The organism is Nonomuraea sp. NPDC048882 (assembly GCF_040649755.1).
Classification (GTDB): domain Bacteria; phylum Actinomycetota; class Actinomycetes; order Streptosporangiales; family Streptosporangiaceae; genus Nonomuraea; species Nonomuraea maheshkhaliensis.
This window is the reverse complement of the sequence record NZ_JBEZGB010000003.1, coordinates 545,775-563,333: the sequence shown is the minus strand read 5'-3', so window position 1 is coordinate 563,333 and position 17,559 is coordinate 545,775. Positions and strand designations below refer to the sequence as shown.

Sequence of the window (17,559 nt, the reverse complement as noted above, 5' to 3'; positions counted from 1 at the left end):
GGAGGCTGCCGTGCCGCCGCGCACATTTTCGCTACTCCTGCTGCTGCTCGTGGCGGCCACCGCCTGCACCCCGGAACCGTCCGTGCCTGAACTACCGGGGGCCGCATCCGGAACTCCCGCGCCATCAGGCGCGCCGCCGTCCACCCCACCGGCCGGTGCCACCCCTGAACCGCCGGCGCCCGAGCGGGTGCGGGTGCCGCGCTCCGCCTCCGGCCGTTACGCGGTCGTGCGCGGCGGCGCGCCCGCCAGGCCGGGTCGCGGGGCGGTGGTGCGGTATCTGGTCGAGGTCGAGCGGGGGCTCCCGTTCGACCCCGCCGGCTTCGCCGCCGAAGTGCATCGCACGCTCAACGACGTACGCGGCTGGGCCCGCTTCAAGCGGGTCGGCTCGGGCCCGGTACGCGTTCGCGTCGCCCTGTCCAGCCCCCGCATGACGATCCGGCAGTGCCTGCCGCTGCGCACGGGAGGCGAGCTGTCCTGCTGGAACGGCCGCCGCTCGGTCATCAACGCCCTGCGCTGGGCCGAGGGAGTCCCGCAGTACGACGGCGACCTGACCGCCTACCGCCGCTACCTGATCAGCCACGAGGTCGGCCACGGCCTGGGCCACCACCATCGCCGCTGCCCCGGGCCCGGCCGCCTGGCCCCGGTCATGACGCAGCAGTCGAAGTCACTGGGCCGCTGCCGCCCGAACCCGTGGCCCCACCCCCACCGCCACCTGGACGACCGCTGACCCCGCGCCGCCACCCGGACGAGCGCAGGCGGAGGCCGTCGCGGCCGGACGCGCACCGGCGCCCCCACCGCACGCCGGCCGGACGCCGCTGATCCCGGACGCGTGCCGGCACCCGCGCCGGCCGTCGTCTCAGGACAGGCCGCGGCTGGTGCCGACGCCTCTGAGCAGGGTGTCCACCACCTGGGTGGCCAGCGCGTCGGGGTCACCGTCGCGGCACGCGGCGGCCTCGTGGAGCAGCGCGTAGAAGACCCGCCTGGACCAGTCGAGATCGGCGTCGGCCCGCAGCACGCCGGCGTCCCTGGCCCTGATCAGCAGCCGTTCGCAGCGCTCCGCGATGTCCGCGTACACCTTGCCCGCCTCGGGGTCGGCGTCCATGACCCGCATCGTGAAACCCCAGTCGATCTTGACGCGGAGCACGTTGGCCGTGACCTGGTAGAGCGCGACGAGCGGCGGCGCGTTCTCGGGGCAGGCGGCGTCGACGGCCTCGGCGAACTGCTGGGTGGCCCATCTCGCCATGGCCTCCACCAGCGCCTCCCTGGAGGCGAAGCGCCGGTGCACGGTCGTGCGCGCCACTCCGGCGGCCTCGGCGATCTGCTCCATGCTGGCCGCCGGGTTTCTGCTGAGCACGCGTTCGGCCGCCTCCAGGATCGTGCGCACCGTCCGCTCGGCGTCGGACCGCAGCGCCCGGGTCGTCCCACTCATGCCTTGAAGGATACGCCACCGTCCCGAATACTCACCGACTTGCATCATTATCGTTGCAAGTCGTATGTTCGACGCATCGCAACTGACGCAACTAGCGAAAGGACACACACCCCATGGACATGGGACTCACCGGCAAGACCGCCGTCGTCACCGGCGCGAGCAGGGGCATCGGCCTGGCCATCGTCAAGGCGCTGACCGGCGAGGGCATGCGGGTCCTCGCCGCCGCCCGGACGATCACCCCCGAACTGAAGGAGACCGGCGCCGCGCTGGTCACGGCCGACCTGTCCACCGCCGACGGCCCCGGCGAGGTGATCGACCGGGCGCTGTCCGAGCTGGGCGAGATCGACCTGCTGGTCAACAACGTGGGCGGCGGCGACGCGGACGGGGAGCCGTTCGGGTTCCTGAGCCTGAGCGACGACCAGTGGCGGCAGTTCTACGACCTGAACTTCCTCAGCGCCGTACGCGCCACCCGCGCCGCCGTCCCGAGCCTGATCAGGCGGCGCGGCACCGTGATCAACATCTCCTCCACCAGCGCGCACGTGCCGAGCGGCGGGCCGGTCCACTACGCGACCGCCAAGGCTGCGCTGACCTCGCTGGGCAAGGCGCTGGCCGAGGAGTTCGGCCCGCAGGGAGTGCGGGTCACCACGGTCTCGCCGGGCGCCACCCGCACCTCGCTGTGGGAGGGGCCCGACGGGTACGGCGCCGTGCTGGCCGCCGCCCACGGCGTGGACCTGGAGTCGTTCCTGGCAGGGCTGCCGTCGAGCACCGGAATCACGACCGGTAGGTTCGTCGAGCCGGAAGAGGTCGCCGCGCTCGTGACCTGGCTGGCGTCGCCGCACGCCGCGAGCGTCACGGGAGCCGACTTCCTCATCGACGGCGGTGCGGTGAAAACCGCCTGACCTATCGCGATATATCGTAGAAAAGGAACACCGGGGAGTCCCGCCCTGAGCGGGACGACGAAGCTTGCAGGGGAGAGTGGGCTATGGCAGGGATGCGGACGGCACGGCGGATCCTCGCGGGCGGCGCGGTCCTCGCCGCGGCCGGGTGGGCGCTGCGCGATCTGCCCGCCGAGCTGGGCGTGCGGCCGCTGGCGTCGGGACCTGAGCGGGCGGCCAGGATGCGGCACTCGCCGCAGTTCAGGAACGGCACGTTCGTGAACTCGATGCCCGAGGGCGCCGCCCTGATGACGGCGCCGCCCGTCGGGCTGCTCGGCGAGCTGGCCAAGGACAGGAGCCAGCGCCACCCGGCCGGGCCCATCCCGCTGCGCGTCCCGCCCGCCGACCCGCCGCCCGCCGACGGGGTGCGCGCGGTCTGGTACGGCCACGCCTCCACGCTGGTGGAGATCGAGGGCCGGCGGGTGCTGTTCGACCCGGTGTGGAGCAGGCGGCCCTCCCCCTCGCAGCTCGTCGGCCCCAAGCGGCACCACCCGGTGCCGGTGGAGCTGCAGGAGCTGCCCGAGGTGGACGCGATCGCGATCTCGCACGACCACTACGACCACCTCGACCGGACCACGGTGCTCAGGCTGACCCGCACGCAGAAGGCGCCGTTCCTGGTGCCGCTGGGCATCGGGGCGCACCTGGAGCGGTGGGGCGTGCCGGCGTTCCGGATCATCGAGCTGGACTGGAACGAGGAGACCGAGGTCGCGGGACTGCGGTTCGTGGCCACGGCGGCGCGCCACTTCTCCGGCCGCTCCTTCACCCGCAACGACACCCTCTGGGGCTCCTGGGTGGTCGCCGGCGCGACCAGGCGGGTGTTCTACGCGGGCGACTCCGGCTACTTCGAGGGTTACCGGGGCATCGGCTCGGCGCACGGGCCGTTCGACCTGACGCTGATGCCGATCGGCGCGTACAGCCCGGCCTGGCCGGACATCCACATGGACCCGGAGCAGGCCGTCCAGGCCCATCTCGACCTGGGCGGCGGCGTACTGCTGCCGGTGCACTGGGCCACGTTCACGCTGGCCCTGCATCCGTGGGGCGAGCCGGTGGACCGGCTGTGGCGCGAGGCCAAGGCCCGCGACGTGCGCATCGCCGTGCCCCGGCCGGGCGAGGCGGTCGACGTCTCGGCCGTCCCGGCGGTCGAGGGCTGGTGGGAGCTGCTCACCTGACGGGCGTGCTCTCGCGGGCATGCTCTCGCGGGCGGTCTCTCGCGGGCGGTGCGGACGTACGGCCGCGGGAACGTAAAGTCGTGGCGTGAGCAACCTGGAAAGTGATCCGCGGGAGATCCGCTGCGCGACCGGCACGGGCGAGGGCGCCGAGGTGCTGACCGGACGCGAGGTGCCGCTGGGCGGGCCGCGCGCGATGACCGTGCGCAGGACCCTGCCCGGTGTCCACCGGCGCATGATCGGCGCGTGGTGCTTCGTGGACGCGTACGGGCCGCAGCGGGCCACCATGCGCGTGCCGCCGCATCCGCACACCGGCCTGCAGACGGTGAGCTGGCTGGTCGCCGGCGAGGTGCTGCACCGCGACAGCCTGGGCACGCTCCAGGAGATCCGCCCCGGGCAGCTCAACCTCATGACCGCCGGGCGCGGCATCTCCCACTCGGAGGAGTCGCCGGAGACGGTGCTGCACGGGGTGCAGCTCTGGGTGGCGCTGCCTGACTCGCACCGGCACACCGAGCCGGGCTTCGAGCACCATCCGGACCTGCCCGTGCTGTCCGGGCCCGGCTTCGCGGCGACGGTCGTCATGGGGTCGCTCGGCGGGGTGACCTCGCCCGCGACCGCCTACAGCCCGCTGGTCGGGGCGGAGGTGGCCGTGGACGGGACGGGCGAGGTGCCGCTGGATCCGGCGTACGAGCACGGGCTGCTGCTGCTCGACGGCGAGGCGTCCCTGCTGGGGCACGCGGCGGACGGGCCCGGCTCTCCGGAGCAGGGATCGCCGGAGCAGGGATCGCCGGGGCACGGGCCGCTGGAGTACGGGCCGCTGGTTTACCTGCCGCCGGGGCGGGCGGCGGTGCGGTTGTCGGGGCGCGGGCGGGTGCTGCTGATCGGCGGTGAGCCGTTCGGGGAGGAACTGGTCATGTGGTGGAACTTCGTGGGGCGCTCCCACGACGAGATCGCCGCGTACCGCAAGGAGTGGGAGGCGGGCGAGGGGTTCGGCACCGTCGAGGGCTTCGACGGCGCGCCGCTCCCCGCGCCCGTCCTGCCCGGCACCCGCCTCAAGCCCCGCGGCCGGGTCCGCTGACCCGCTCGCGGGTGGTCCGGCACGGCGGGTGGTCCGGCACGGCGGGTGGTCAGTTGCGGGTGGTCCGGCACGGCGGGTGGTCAGTTGCGGGTGGTCAGTTGCGGGTGAAGGTGTACATGACATCGAGGTCGGTGGCGTCGCGGGGCACGTCGGCCATCAGGCGCACCGTCGTCCCCGTGAAGTCGATCACCTGGAGCTGCTGGTGGTCGGCGGTGCCGTCCGGGCGTACCCAGCAGACCAGATGGTCGTCGTCGTACCAGGTGGCCAGGCCCGCGCAGGGCGACTCGACCCGCCTGACCTCGGCTCCGGTACGCGCGTCGTAGACGCAGTTGTTGCCGCTGCGCAGACCGGGGCAGTCGGTGACGAACCGTTCGCCGGACGGTGAGAAGAGCGCGTCGGCGATGCCCGCGCCCACGTTCGGCAGCCGGCGCACCCGCACTCCCGAGGCGTCGAAGAAGCGCAGGGCCTGCTGCTCGGCGACGTTCGACAGGGCGACCACGCCGGTGTCGTCGCCGTCGAAGCCGTACCTGATGCCCTTGAGCGAGCCCTCCCGCAGCGAGGCGACACCGGCCTGACGGGTGGTGACGTCGACGATGGCGAACCCGGTCGACTGCCAGGCGTCCTTGGCCGGGTTGCCGACGTTGACGAGCAGGCGGCGGCTGTCGCGCGACCACACCTGCACGTACGCGCTGAGCGGCTGGCGCGACGTCCTGACCGTGAAGCGCTGCGCCGTCACCTTGTCGGTGATCTCCACCGTGTCGTAGCCGTCGACGAAGCGCTTGCCGCGCTGGGCCAGGTAGCGGCCGTCGGGCGACAGGACGCTCTCCCACGTGTTCTTGTAGCCGGTGAACGGGCCGGCCAGGGAGTCGCGGGCGTGGTACACCCATTCGCCGGACTTGGCGTCCCTGGCCAGGTAAGTGGTGAGCCTGATCGGGTCGGCGGGGTTCTCGTAGATGGTGGCGGCGGTGCCGGGGAGCTCGACCGGGGTCAGGTTCGTGGTCGGGACCGGCGACGGGGCCCGGGAGGGGGTCGCCGTGGTCGTGGCACCGGCCTGGGCGGACGGGCCGGGCCGGCCGCCGATCCGGAGGTTGACGGCGGTCACGGCGACGACGGCGATGGCCGCCAGCAGCGCCACCGCGGCCACACCCGCCCCGATCATCCACCCCCGCCCGCCCTTCGGCGCTCTGGCCTGCGTCCAAGGCGGCGGGTTCATCCCTTGCCGGGGCGGCCCGAACACCGGCGTCCCCGGCGAAGGCGTCACTGGCGAGGGTGTCCCCGGCGCGGGCGTCGCAGGCACGTGCATCCCGTGCGGCTGGTGGCCGGGCGGCGGTAAATCCGCAGGCCGCCCCGTCGGCGGCGGAAGCGCAGTTGCGGGCTGCGGCGGGCGGACGCCCACAGGTGCGCCCTCGGACCGCGGCGGGCCCGGTGGAGGCGTCCCACGCGGTGAGGCGGCGGGCTGGTACGGGCCTTGCGGAGGAGCGCTCTGAGGCGAGCCGCCAGGCTGGTGCGGCCCTGGAGAAGAGGCGGCCTGAGGTGAGCTGCCGGACTGGTACGAGCCCGGAGGAGAGGCGGCCTGGGGTGGGCCGGGTGGAGGGGCGGCCGGACAGGGCCCGAAGGTGGAGGGCGGCTGGGATGGGTGGGTCGGTGGCCGGGTGAGGGGGCCGATGACGGTGGTGGCCTGATCCAGCAGGCGCGGATCCGTGACCGGCTGTTCCAGCAGGCGCAGGATGACCTGCTCGGCCGTCGGCCGCCGGCCGGGATCCTTGGCCAGGCAGGCCGCGACGAGTTCGCGCAGCGTGCCGGTGAGCCGCGACAGGTCGGGTTCGGCGTGCAGGACGCGCTGGATGATCGCCGGCACGGTCTCGGCCTCGAACGGTCCCGCTCCCCCGGCCGCGAACACCATCGTGCCGCCCCACGCGAACAGGTCGGCCGCCGGCCCCGCGGGCTGGGCCAGGATCTGCTCGGGCGCCATGAACGCGGGCGTGCCCACCGGCATGGAGGTGATGGTCGAGGTCGCGTCGAGCGCCCTGGCGATGCCGAAGTCGATCACGCGGGGCCCCTCGCCGCCCAGGATCACGTTGGCGGGGCCGAAGTCGCGGTGCACGATGCCGGCCTGGTGGATGGCCGCCAGCGCGGTGGCCGTGCCGACTGCCAGCCGGTGCAGGGCGGGCCCGGCGCGCGGCCCGGTCTCGGCGACCGCCCTGGCCAGGGAGGGGCCGTCCACGTACTCGCTGGCGATGAACGGCCGGCGCTCGTGCACGCCGGTGCCGAGCACCTGCGCGGTGCAGAACGGCGCCACCCGCCTGGCCGCCTCGGCCTCCCTGGCGAAGCGTTCTGCGGCCACCTCGTCGCCGGCGAGGTGGGGCCGCAGCCACTTGATCGCGGCCCGGCCGCCCTGGTCGTTCACGCCCAGGTAGACGACGCCCTGTCCGCCCTCTCCCAGACGTCCCCGGATCCCGTAGCCTCCGAGACTGGTGGGATCTCCCGCTCTCAGCTCAGTAATCGACGGCATAAGCGCATTATGAGCGCCGGATCACGGCCCGGGCCGTCACGATCCGGTGTCCCCGGGAGGGGCCGGGGACACCGGAGGCTCAGGTCAGCCGCTGCGCCTTGCTCAGCAGCCGTTGCGCCACCACCACGAGCGCCAGGAACAGCCCGCTGACCACCTGCTGGAACGCCGACGTCAGGTTGCCGACCTGGTTGATCAGGCTCTGGATGACACCGAGCAGCAGCACGCCCGCCACCGACCCCGTGATGCCGCCGGCGCCGCCGGTCAGCAGGGTGCCGCCGATGACCACGGCGGCGATGGCGTCCAGTTCGAGGCCGATGCCGAGGATCGTCACCCCGGAGGAGAGCCGGGCGGCGTTCAGCGCGCCCGCGAGGCCGGCCAGCAGGCCGGACATGACGTACACGTACACCTTGGTCCGGGCGACCGGGACGCCCATCAGGGCGGCGGCCTGCTCGTTGCCGCCGATGGCGTAGACGTTCTGGCCGAAGCCGGTGCGCTGGAGCAGCACCATCGCGGCCAGGGCGAGGGCGGCGGTGATGTAGACGGGGTAGGACAGGCCCAGGATCTCGCCCTGGCCGAGCGCGGCGAAGGCGCGGTCCTTGACCAGGTACGTGGTCGCGCCCTCGTCCGAGATCGCCAGCATCAGGCCGCGCACCCCGAGCAGCCCGGCCAGGGTCACGATGAACGGGGCCATGCCGGTCCGCGCGATCACCAGGCCCTGGAGCAGGCCCACGACCCCGCACACCGCCAGCGGCAGCAGCAGCGCGACGAGCATGCCGTACTGCGACCCGTACGCCGCCAGCACCCCGCCGAGGACGAACAGCGACCCCACGGACAGGTCGATCCCGCCGCTGATGATCACGAACGTCATGCCGATCGCGATGATCGCGAGGAACGAGGAGGAGACGACCACGCTGGCCGCGTTCGCCGGCGTGGCGAAGGAGTCGAAGGCCAGGCTGCCCACGATCACCAGCGTGCCCAGCACCATGACGGCGCCGTGCTGCTGCAGCGTCCGGCTGAGCTGCTCGCGGTTCATCGGGTCTCCCGCTTCCTGGTGGCGTAGACGGCGGCCAGGATGATGACCGCCTGGACCATCTGGGTCCACGACTGCGGCAGGTTGTGCTTGATCAGCGTGGCCGCGAGGAGTTGCATGAGCAGCGCGCCCATGACCGTGCTGAGCACCCTGATCCGGCCGCCGGTCAGCGGGGTGCCGCCGACGACGACGGCGGTGATCGCCGACAGTTCGATGAACATGCCGAGCGAGGTCGGGTCGCTGGCCTGCAGCCGGGCGGTGGCCAGTACGCCGGCCAGGGCGGCGAGCAGGCCGGAGATCACGTACACGATCAGCAGCACGCGCTTGACCGGCAGGCCGGACAGCTCGCTGGCCGAGCGGTTGCCGCCGATGGCGACCACCTGCCGGCCGAAGGTGGTGCGCCGCACCACGAACAGCACGATCACGGTCAGCGCCGCCGCGATGATCACGATCACCGGGATGCCGGCCACGGAGCTGCTGCCGAGCGCGATCAGGTCGGGGTTGCGGAACTCGACCAGCTGCGGCACCAGCACGTTGGCCAGGCCGCGGACGCCGACCAGCAGCGCCAGTGTCGCCACGATCGGCTGCACCCCGACGTAGGCGACCAGCGCTCCCCCGGCGGCCCCGACGACCGCGCCGCCGATCAGGGCCACGACGAGGGCGGGCAGCCAGCCGTACCCGAGGTAGAGCACGACGAGCGCGGCGGCCAGCGCCATCACCGAGCCGACCGACAGGTCGATGCCCTGGGTGCCGATCACCAGCGCCATGCCGAGCGAGACGATGACGATCGGGGTGACCTGGACGAGCTGGGTGCGGAAGTTGGAGGCGTCGAGGAAGTGGGGGGTGAACAGCACGTTGAACAGCAGCAGCGCCAGTACGGCGGCGTACACGCCGTAGTCCTGCACCCAGGCGAACACCTGCGGCTTGAGCACGGCGACGCGGCCTCGCGGGCCGCCCCGGTCATGCGTCAGCTCGGCCATCGGACTGCTCCGCGATCGTCGCCATGATTCTCTCCTCGGTCACCTCGTCACCCGACAGCTCCCCGACGACCGCGCCCTCGCGCAGCACGAGGATCCTGTCGGCCCCCTCGACCAGCTCCTCCAGGTCGGAGGAGATCAGCAGCACGCCGAGCCCTTCCCGCGCCAGCTCGTCGATCAGCGCCTGCACCTCGGCCTTGGCGCCGACGTCGATGCCCCGGGTGGGCTCGTCCAGCAGCAGCACCTTGGGCCGTACGGCGAGCCAGCGGGCCAGCAGCACCTTCTGCTGGTTGCCGCCGGACAGCTCGGAGACGAGCTGGTGCGGCGAGGCGGCCTTGATCCTCAGCCTCCGCATGAAGATCTCGACGATCCGGTCGATCTTCGCCTCGGACACCACGCCCGCCCGGCCCATGGAGGGCAGGGCGGCCAGGGCGATGTTCTCGCGCACGGACAGGGTGGGGATGATGCCCTCGGCCTTGCGGTCCTCGGGCAGCAGGCTGACGCCCGCCCTGATCGCGGCCGAGGTGGAGCCGGCCCGCAGCGGCGCGCCGGCCACGAGCACCTGCCCGCCGTCCAGCGGCAGCGCGCCGACGATGGCCTTGGCGGTCTCGGTACGGCCCGCGCCCAGCAGCCCGCCGAGGCCGACGACCTCGCCCGGTTTGACGCTCACGTCCACCCGGTCGAGCACGTGCCGCCGGGTCAGTCCCCTGGCCTCCACCACGGGAGCGCCGTTGCCCGATCCCTGCGCGTCTCCTTCGGCGTGGTCGCGGGAGAAGCTGGTCAGGCCCGCGGTGCGGACCTCGTTCTGGTCGCGGCCGAGCATCAGCGAGATGAGCTTGAGCCGTTCCAGCTCCGCCATCGGCCCGGTGTGCGCGAGGCGTCCGTCGCGCAGCACGGTCACCTGGTCGCAGACGCGGTAGAGCTCGTCGAGGCGGTGGCTGACGTACATGACGGCGATGCCGCTGTCGCGCAGCCGCCTGATCACCCCGAACAGGGTCTCGACCTCGCGCGGCTCCAGGGAGGACGTGGGCTCGTCCATGATGACGACCCTGGCGTCCACCGACACGGCGCGGGCGAGCGCGACCATCTGCTGCGCGCCGACGCCGAGGGTGCGCAGCGGGCGGCGCACGTCGGTGTCCACGCCGTAGCCGGACAGGACGCGTTCGGCCTCGCCGTACATGGCGGCCGCGTCGATCACCCCGAACCTGCCGCGCGGCTCGCGGCCGAGCAGCAGGTTGCGGGCCACCGACATCATGGGGACGAGGTTGACCTCCTGGTAGATGGTGGAGATCCCGGCGCGCTGCGCCTCCAGGGGGGTGCCGAAGGCGGCGGGCCCTCCCTGGTAGCGCAGCTCGCCCCCGTCCGGCTGGTACACGCCGGTGAAGACCTTGATCAGGGTGGACTTGCCCGCGCCGTTCTCGCCGACGAGCGCGTGCACCTCGCCCGGACGCAGGGCGAGGGACACACCGTCGAGGGCGAGCACGCCGGGGAAGCGTTTGCTGACGCCTCTTGCCTCGAGAACAGCTTCCAACTCAGTACGCCTCACCGAGGGAGTCCTTGGCGTTGCCCGTGTCGTAGTCGCGGTCGGAGATGATCACCTTGTCGGGGATGGCGTCGCCGTTCAGGAACTTCTGGGCGGTCTCGAAGGCGAGCGGGCCGAAGCGCGGGTTGGACTCGATGACCGCGTGCAGCCAGCCGTCGGCGATGCCCTGGACGGCGCTGCGGGTGCCGTCCACCGAGACGATCTTGATGTCGCCCGGCTCCTTGCCCGCGCCCTTCAGCGCGGTGACCGCGCCCAGCGCCATCTCGTCGTTCTCGGCGTAGATGCCGTTGATGTCGGGGTTGGACTGGATGAGCTGCTCAGTGACCTGCTGTCCCTTCTCACGGGCGAACTCACCGGTCTGCTCGAACGAGATCGTGATCTCGGGGGCCTTCTCCTTGACGCGGTCCTTGAAGCCGTTCGTGCGCTCGGTGGTGACGTTGTTGCCCGGGGCGCCGAGCAGGATGGCGACCTTGCCCTTGCCACCCAGGGCGTCGATCATGCGGTCGGCGGCGCGCTTGCCCTGCTCGTAGAAGTCGGAGCCGATGAAGGTCAGGTAGTCGCTGCACGCCTTGGCGTTGATCTTGCGGTCGACCGTGATGATGGGGATCTTCTTCGCGGCGGCCTGCTGGAGCACCGGCTCCCAGCCGTCGGAGTTGAGCGGCGCGATGACCAGCAGCTGCACGCCCTGCGCGATGAGCTGCTGCACGTCGGTGATCTGCTTGGAGAACTGCGACTGGGCGTTGGTGACCTTGAGGTTGGTGATGCCGAGCTTTTCGGCCTCGTCCTTGATCGACTTGGTCTCCGCGATGCGGAACGGGTTGGCCTCCTTCTCCGACTGGGAGAAGCCCACCGTGGCCGTCTTGAGGTCGAACTTCGTGCCGCCGAACTGCTCCAGCGTGCACGTCGGGCCGGCCGTGCCCGAAGGCGTCTGGACGACCTGCTGGCCGGCCGAGCTGGCGGCGGCGGGCGCGTTCTGCGGCTCCTCGGCCTTGGCGCAGCCGGCCGCGGTGAGGAGCACGGCCAGGGCCAGCGTGGCTGTCCGGAGATGGGGGGTCATCGCGGATCCTTTCTTATCAGGTGCGGCGCCCGGGCCGCAGCGGGCCCGGGCGCCGGTGGTTCAGGTGCAGGTGGGGTTGATCGCGCCCGTCAGCGCCTTGTGGGCGTCGTGGACACGCTTGACGTCGGGCTTGGTGATCGCCCTGTCGTACGTCATGAGGCCGTTGATCTCGGTCTCGACGTCGGTCGTCTGGGTGTAGATCGCGGCGCTGAGCTGCTCGCAGGCGTGCAGCCGCTCCAGTTCCTCGACCATGTTCACGTAACGGTTGGTCAGGGCCTCGGGGTCGGGCTCGACCGCGTAGCCCCAGCCGCCGCCGGACCAGGTGTGGCCGACCACGGGCAGGGCCAGGCCGCCGTACTCGCCGATGACGTTCGCCCTGGTGCCGGAGGGCTTGCCGGGGTTGCCGGGGCCCGGGTAGATGTGGAAGTCCTTGACGTCGCCGTTGCCGCCGTCGACCGCGCCGCAGCAGTTGACGCCGCTCATGTTGTTCACCAGGCGGCTCGGGTCCCAGCTCTTGACCAGGTCGGCCACGCGGGCCTGGTCGTACTGGCCCCAGCCCTCGTTGAACGGCACCCACATCACGATCGACGGGCTGCTGCGGTGCTGGTCCACCAGCTCGCGCAGCTCGGCCTCGAACTGCGGCCTGTCGGTGGTGCGGAAGGCGGAGGGCATGTCCTGCCAGACCAGCAGGCCGAGCTTGTCGGCGTAGTGGTACCAGCGGTCGGACTCCACCTTGACGTGCTTGCGCACGGCGTTGAAGCCGAGGGCCTTGGTCTGCTCAAGGTCGTAGCGCAGGGCCCTGTCGGTGGGCGGGGTGTAGATGCCGTCCGGCCAGAAGCCCTGGTCGAGCGGGCCGATCTGGAAGACCGGCTGCCCGTTGAGCAGCATACGGTTGCCGGAGAGCGTGATGGAGCGCATCCCGAAGTACGACTCCACCCTGTCCTCCGCCCTGTCCGACTTGAGTTTGACCTCCAGGTCGTACAGGTGCGGGTTGTCGGGGGACCACAGCTTGGGGTTGCGCACCGGCAGGCGCAGCTCCTTGCCGATCGGGCCGCGTACGGTGGCGACGACCCTGCGGCCGTCCCTGGCGGTGACGGTGGCGGTGCCCTTCGAGCCGTGGACGGTGACGTACAGGGCCTGGCCGCGCAGGTCGGGGGTGGTGTCCACGCGGTCGATGCGGTCCTTGGCGACCGGCTCGATCCAGACGGTCTGCCAGATGCCGGACACGGCGGTGTACCAGATGCCGCTCGGGTTGAGCCGCTGCTTGCCGATGGCCTGGGCGCCCTCGTCGGTGGGGTCGTACACGCCGACGACGAGCTCCTGCGGGCCCGAGCGCTTGAGCGCGCCGGTCACGTCCACGCTGATCCGGCCGTAGCCGCCCTTGTGGGTGGTCACCTGCTTGCCGTTGACGTAGATCGTCGCGTCCCAGTCGACGGCGTCGAGGTGCAGCAGCAGCCGCTCACCCTTCCAGGAGCGGGGCACCTCGAACGTGCGGCGGTACCACATGCGCTCCTCGTGCCGGCCGATGCCGGACAGCTGCGACTCCACCGGGTACGGGACCACGATGCGCTCGGCCAGCCTCCTGCCGAACGGCGCCGCCTCGCCCTCCTTGGCCGGGGCGAACTCCCAGGTGCCGTTGAGGCTGCGCCAGCGGTCCCTGACGAGCTGCGGCCTGGGGTACTCGGGCAGCGGGTTCGCCGGGTTGACGTCGTCGGCCCACCTCGTCTTGAGCACGTAGGTGGAGACGTTGACCACGTGCGCGAAGGGGTAGGCGGCCAGCGGGGTGCCGTCGGCGTAGGTGATGCCGCCGTTGCCGTCGTAGGAGGTGCGGACGGTGCTGCCGGCCTTCGACGGGACCGGATATTTCAGCTTCAGCTCTACTACTTCCGGACTTTTCTGGATTGCTGAGGTGACGGGCCAGGCGGCCGCGCCGACCGTGAATCCGAGCTTCGCGGCCGCGTCGGCGGGCAGCGGGGCCAGGGGCTTGGCGTAGGTGAGCGTCGCGACGTCGCCGGCCGCGTTCAGCCTGGCGTCGTACGGGCCGTCCGGCTGGAAGTCGGCCGGCACGGTGAACGCCTCCGTCGGCACGATGGCCTTCGGCTGGCTCGGGCTCTGCCAGCGCAGGCGCAGGTTGGCGCCGCCGTAGTGCTCGAAGTACTCGACCTTGACGTCGTACTTCCTGCCCGCCTCCAGGGCGATCGGGGTGCCGGTCTGCTCCAGGTCCCAGTCGTCCACCCAGTGGTCGATGACCGGCTGCCCGTCCACCCAGAGGCGGAAGCCGTTGTCGCCGATGATGGAGAAGGTGTAGGTCTCGGAGTACTTCGGGGTGATCTGCCCGGTCCACCTGACGGTGACGTCGTCCTCCCTGCCGGTCAGCAGGTTGAACGTCGGGTTGAGGTCGGGCATCTCGAGGTTGGGGTCGATGATGCTCGCCTTGAGTTCGGCGAAGTCGAACTGGCCCGCCGCCGAGGCGAGGTAGTAGTCGCCGCGCAGCCCGTTCCGCTCGGGGAGGGCCGCGGAGCCGGCTGAGGCGGGGGCCGGCATCTGCCATAACAAGCACATCAGCACGGACAGCAGCAACGTGAGGCGCTTACGCACGGGGGGTTCCTTTCGGAAGGCGCCGATCAGGTTCGGACAGCTTTTGACCCTGACACGCTCCAAAGTAAGCACCAGCGGACCGAGCCGGTCAAGATTTCCGATCAAATTCGTTCGCGTTCGGTCAGAGGTGAACTTCACTTGGCCCGTCGACTATGATCGGGACGTGAGCGACACGCAGAGTGACGGACGCAGGCCCGTGTTCGCCGCTGAACGCCGGCAGCGCATCATCGAACTGGTGCGCGCGAACGGCGCGGTGTCGCTGCGGGAGCTGGCCCAGGCCGTCCACTCCTCCGAGGTGACCGTCCGCCGCGACCTGCGCGCGCTGGAGTCGGAGGGCCTGCTCAACCGCCACCACGGCGGCGCGACGCTGCCGGGCGAGCTGTCCCGCGAGGCCGGCTACACCCAGAAGGTGTCGCTGGAGTCGGCCGAGAAGGCCGCCATCGCCGACCTGGCCGGCGCCCTCGTCGAGGACGGCGACGCCATCGTGATCGGCCCCGGCACCACCACGCAGGAGTTCGCCCGCCGCCTGACCAGGCACGCCGAGCTCGCCGTGGTGACCAACTCGCTGCTGGTCGCCCAGGTGCTGTCCACCTCGCCGCGGGTGGAGGTGATGCTGACCGGCGGCACGCTGCGCGGCTCGATCCTGGCCCTGGTCGGCAGCGCGGCCGAGCACTCCCTGGCCGGGCTGCGCGTGCGCAGGGCCTTCATCTCCGGCAACGGCCTGACCGCCGAGCGCGGCCTGTCCACGCCCAACATGCAGGTCGCCGGCGTCGACCGGGCGCTGGCCGGAGCGGCGGAAGAGGTCGTGGTGCTGGCCGACCACACCAAGATCGGTGTCGACACGATGGTGCAGACGGTCGCGCCCGACCGGATCGACCACCTGGTCACCGACGACGCCGCGCCCCGCGACGTGCTCGACGACCTGAGCGCGCGCGGCGTCCGGCTGCACGTCGCCGAAATCTAACCTTTTTTCTGCGCCCGGATCTGATCGAATGTGACAGGCCCGTTACTATAATGTTTCCTACCTCGACCACCATCGAGGCGGAGGCAACCGTGCTGCAGGTCGCTGGTGTTCTCAAGGCGTTCCAGGGTGTCACCGCCCTCGACCACGTCACCATGTCCGTGCGCACGGGTGAGGTGCACGCCCTCGTGGGCGGCAACGGCGCCGGCAAGTCGACCCTGGTCAAGGTGCTGTCCGGCGTCCACCAGCCGGACGCGGGCGAGCTGCGCCTGCTCGGGGAGCCGGTCAGGTTCGCCGGTCCCGCGGACGCCAGGCGGGCCGGGATCGCCACCATCCACCAGGAGACGAACCTCGTACCGACCATGAGCGTGGCCCGCAATCTGCTGCTGGGCCGCGAACCCCGGGGGCGGCTCGGGCTGATCGACGCCGCGGCCGTGCACGCCCGCGCCGAGGAGACGCTGGCCGCGTACGGGCTCGACGTGGACGTGCGCCGCCCGCTCGGGTCGCTGGGCGAGGGGGCGCGCCAGATCGTCGCCCTGGCCAGGGCCGCCTCGGCGGACGCCCGCCTGGTCATCATGGACGAGCCCACCACGGCGCTCGACCACGCCGAGCTGGAGACCCTGTTCGCGGCCGTGACCACGCTGCGTGAGCAGGGCCGCTCGGTCGTCTACGTCACCCACCGCCTGGAGGAGCTGTACGGGATCTGCGACCGCGTCACGGTGCTGCGCGAGGGCCGGGTCGTGCACACGGGCCCGCTGGCCGGGCTCGACCGGCTGCGGCTGGTCTCGCTCATGCTGGGCCGGCCGTTCCATCCCGTGGAGCCCGCGGTCCAGCACGGCGAGCCCGGCGTGCCCGGCGACGAGCCGGTCCTGGAGGCCAAGGGCCTGACCCGCCACCACGTCCTCGACGGGGTGTCGCTGGAGATGCGGGCGGGCGAGGTCGTCGGGCTGGGCGGCCTGCTCGGCGCCGGCCGCAGCGAGACGGCCCGCGCCATCGCCGGCGTGCTTCCGGTGGACGCCGGCCAGGTCACCGTGGCCGGGGCGCACGCACGCAAGTGGTCGATCAGGAGCGCCGTACGCGCCGGGGTCGGGCTGGTGCCGGAGAACAGGAAGACCGAGGGCATCGTGCCCACCCTGTCCGTACGCGACAACATCGCTTTGGCCGCCCTGCCCCGGCTGTCGAGGGCGGGGATCGTGTCGGACGCGCAGGTCGACAACATCGTGGGCACGTTCATGCGCCGGCTGGGCATCAAGGCCGTCTCCCCCAGGCAGCCGGCCGGCGAACTGTCGGGCGGCAACCAGCAGAAGGTGCTGCTGGCCCGGTGGCTGGCCATGCACCCCAAGGTCCTGCTCCTGGACGAGCCGACACGGGGGGTGGACGTGGCGACCAAGCTGGAGATGCAGGCCCTCCTGGACGAACTGGCCGTGGACGGCCTGGCCATCCTGCTGATCTCGTCGGACGTGTCCGAGCTGGTGGAGAACTGCGACAGCGTGGTGGTGCTCAGGGACGGTGCGATCACCGAACAACTGACCGGCCCCGAGGTCACCGAAGACCGCCTCCTGTCCGCCCTCGCCAAGGACTGACCCGTCCGGTACGCCCCTACCAAGGACTGACCCCGCACCGGCACGGGACCCGGGAAGGAGCGAGACCGGCACTGGACTCATGACCGGCGGGCTGGCCGCCGCAGAGCAGGTCGCGGGCGCATAAGATCACCTCATACGGTCCGACACCGACATGACCGGCCCGCCCCCACCGCCGTGTCGGCCCTGACTGGACGGGAGCCTGTGATGAGCATCAGTCCCCAGCAGCTGCGCGACCTGGCCGCCCGCGCCGAGGCGCTGGCCACCGAGGTACGGGCGCTGTGCGACGGCGCCCCTGCGGCGGCGGCCGAACGCGACCCCCTCCAAGCCGCGCTGCACGCCGCCGGCTGGCTGGACCGGGGCGGCGAGGACCTCCAGCGCGCTGCCGACGACCTGGCCAGGATCCGCTCCCTGCTGGAGCGCAAGTGCGGCATCCCGTGGGGCGTCTGCCCCGAGCACGGCAACACCCTGTCGTACAGCGTCAACGTCACGACCTGCCGCGTGTGCGGCCGCACCTGGGAACGCGACCGGCGCGGCCGCCCCTGCGAGGAGCGGGTCACCTGGAAGGTCACGGACCGGGCCGGCACGGTGACGACGATGTGCGACGGCCACGTCCTCGGCGCCCGCGCCACCACCCAGGGCGCAACCTTCACCCACCTCGACACCGAACTCTCCCAGCCGTGAGCCCGGTCA

The 17,559-nt window shown here is 71.9% G+C and carries 14 protein-coding genes; 7 read left to right on the top strand and 7 right to left on the bottom strand.

The window, feature by feature from the left end; translation table 11 throughout:
• Positions 1-10: 10 nt before the first annotated feature.
• A complete protein-coding gene (locus AB0C27_RS12530; RefSeq protein WP_357842003.1) occupies positions 11-727 on the top strand; it encodes a DUF3152 domain-containing protein in 717 nt (238 codons plus the stop codon).
• 129 nt (positions 728-856) lie between these two features.
• Here AB0C27_RS12530 and AB0C27_RS12525 read toward each other — a convergent pair whose 3' ends face one another.
• Positions 857-1,429: a helix-turn-helix domain-containing protein gene (locus AB0C27_RS12525; protein ID WP_357842000.1), complete on the bottom strand. Its 573-nt coding sequence runs from the start codon at positions 1,427-1,429 to the stop codon at positions 857-859.
• A 113-nt stretch (positions 1,430-1,542) separates the two neighbouring features.
• On the opposite strand from AB0C27_RS12525, the gene AB0C27_RS12520 reads away from it, so the two are divergent.
• The 3 genes from AB0C27_RS12520 to AB0C27_RS12510 all read left to right on the top strand — a co-directional run bounded on the left by AB0C27_RS12520 (position 1,543) and on the right by AB0C27_RS12510 (position 4,608).
• Positions 1,543-2,328, top strand: coding sequence for an oxidoreductase (locus AB0C27_RS12520; RefSeq protein WP_357841997.1), 786 nt, complete (start codon positions 1,543-1,545; stop codon positions 2,326-2,328).
• Positions 2,329-2,411: 83 nt separating this feature from the next.
• Positions 2,412-3,533 carry an MBL fold metallo-hydrolase gene (locus tag AB0C27_RS12515; RefSeq protein ID WP_357841994.1) on the top strand — a complete coding sequence of 374 codons (1,122 nt, stop codon included), beginning with the start codon at positions 2,412-2,414 and terminating at the stop codon, positions 3,531-3,533.
• An 85-nt stretch (positions 3,534-3,618) separates the two neighbouring features.
• Complete coding sequence (locus AB0C27_RS12510) at positions 3,619-4,608, top strand: pirin family protein (RefSeq protein ID WP_357841991.1); 990 nt, start codon at positions 3,619-3,621, stop codon at positions 4,606-4,608.
• 94 nt (positions 4,609-4,702) lie between these two features.
• Here AB0C27_RS12510 and AB0C27_RS12505 read toward each other — a convergent pair whose 3' ends face one another.
• The 6 genes from AB0C27_RS12505 to AB0C27_RS12480 all read right to left on the bottom strand — a co-directional run bounded on the left by AB0C27_RS12505 (position 4,703) and on the right by AB0C27_RS12480 (position 14,325).
• A complete protein-coding gene (locus tag AB0C27_RS12505) occupies positions 4,703-7,120 on the bottom strand; it encodes a protein kinase (RefSeq protein ID WP_357841988.1) in 2,418 nt (805 codons plus the stop codon).
• Positions 7,121-7,199: 79 nt separating this feature from the next.
• Positions 7,200-8,153: an ABC transporter permease gene (locus tag AB0C27_RS12500; protein ID WP_357841985.1), complete on the bottom strand. Its 954-nt coding sequence runs from the start codon at positions 8,151-8,153 to the stop codon at positions 7,200-7,202.
• On the bottom strand, positions 8,150-9,130 hold the full coding sequence (locus AB0C27_RS12495) for an ABC transporter permease (RefSeq protein WP_357841982.1): 981 nt from the start codon (positions 9,128-9,130) through the stop codon (positions 8,150-8,152). The genes AB0C27_RS12500 and AB0C27_RS12495 overlap by 4 nt, the downstream gene beginning before the upstream one ends.
• Entirely contained in the window at positions 9,111-10,658 is a 1,548-nt protein-coding gene (locus AB0C27_RS12490) for a sugar ABC transporter ATP-binding protein (RefSeq protein WP_357841979.1), read from the bottom strand. Before AB0C27_RS12490 ends, AB0C27_RS12495 begins: the two co-directional genes overlap by 20 nt.
• A 1-nt stretch (position 10,659) precedes the next feature.
• Entirely contained in the window at positions 10,660-11,727 is a 1,068-nt protein-coding gene (locus AB0C27_RS12485) for an ABC transporter substrate-binding protein (protein ID WP_357841976.1), read from the bottom strand.
• Positions 11,728-11,787: 60 nt separating this feature from the next.
• Entirely contained in the window at positions 11,788-14,325 is a 2,538-nt protein-coding gene (locus tag AB0C27_RS12480; protein WP_357841973.1) for a PA14 domain-containing protein, read from the bottom strand.
• Positions 14,326-14,488: 163 nt separating this feature from the next.
• On the opposite strand from AB0C27_RS12480, the gene AB0C27_RS12475 reads away from it, so the two are divergent.
• The 3 genes from AB0C27_RS12475 to AB0C27_RS12465 all read left to right on the top strand — a co-directional run bounded on the left by AB0C27_RS12475 (position 14,489) and on the right by AB0C27_RS12465 (position 17,550).
• A complete protein-coding gene (locus AB0C27_RS12475) occupies positions 14,489-15,289 on the top strand; it encodes a DeoR/GlpR family DNA-binding transcription regulator (protein ID WP_357841970.1) in 801 nt (266 codons plus the stop codon).
• An 89-nt stretch (positions 15,290-15,378) separates the two neighbouring features.
• A complete protein-coding gene (locus tag AB0C27_RS12470) occupies positions 15,379-16,869 on the top strand; it encodes a sugar ABC transporter ATP-binding protein (protein ID WP_357841967.1) in 1,491 nt (496 codons plus the stop codon).
• Between the two features lie 204 nt (positions 16,870-17,073).
• A complete protein-coding gene (locus AB0C27_RS12465; protein ID WP_357841965.1) occupies positions 17,074-17,550 on the top strand; it encodes a hypothetical protein in 477 nt (158 codons plus the stop codon).
• Positions 17,551-17,559 lie beyond the last annotated feature (9 nt).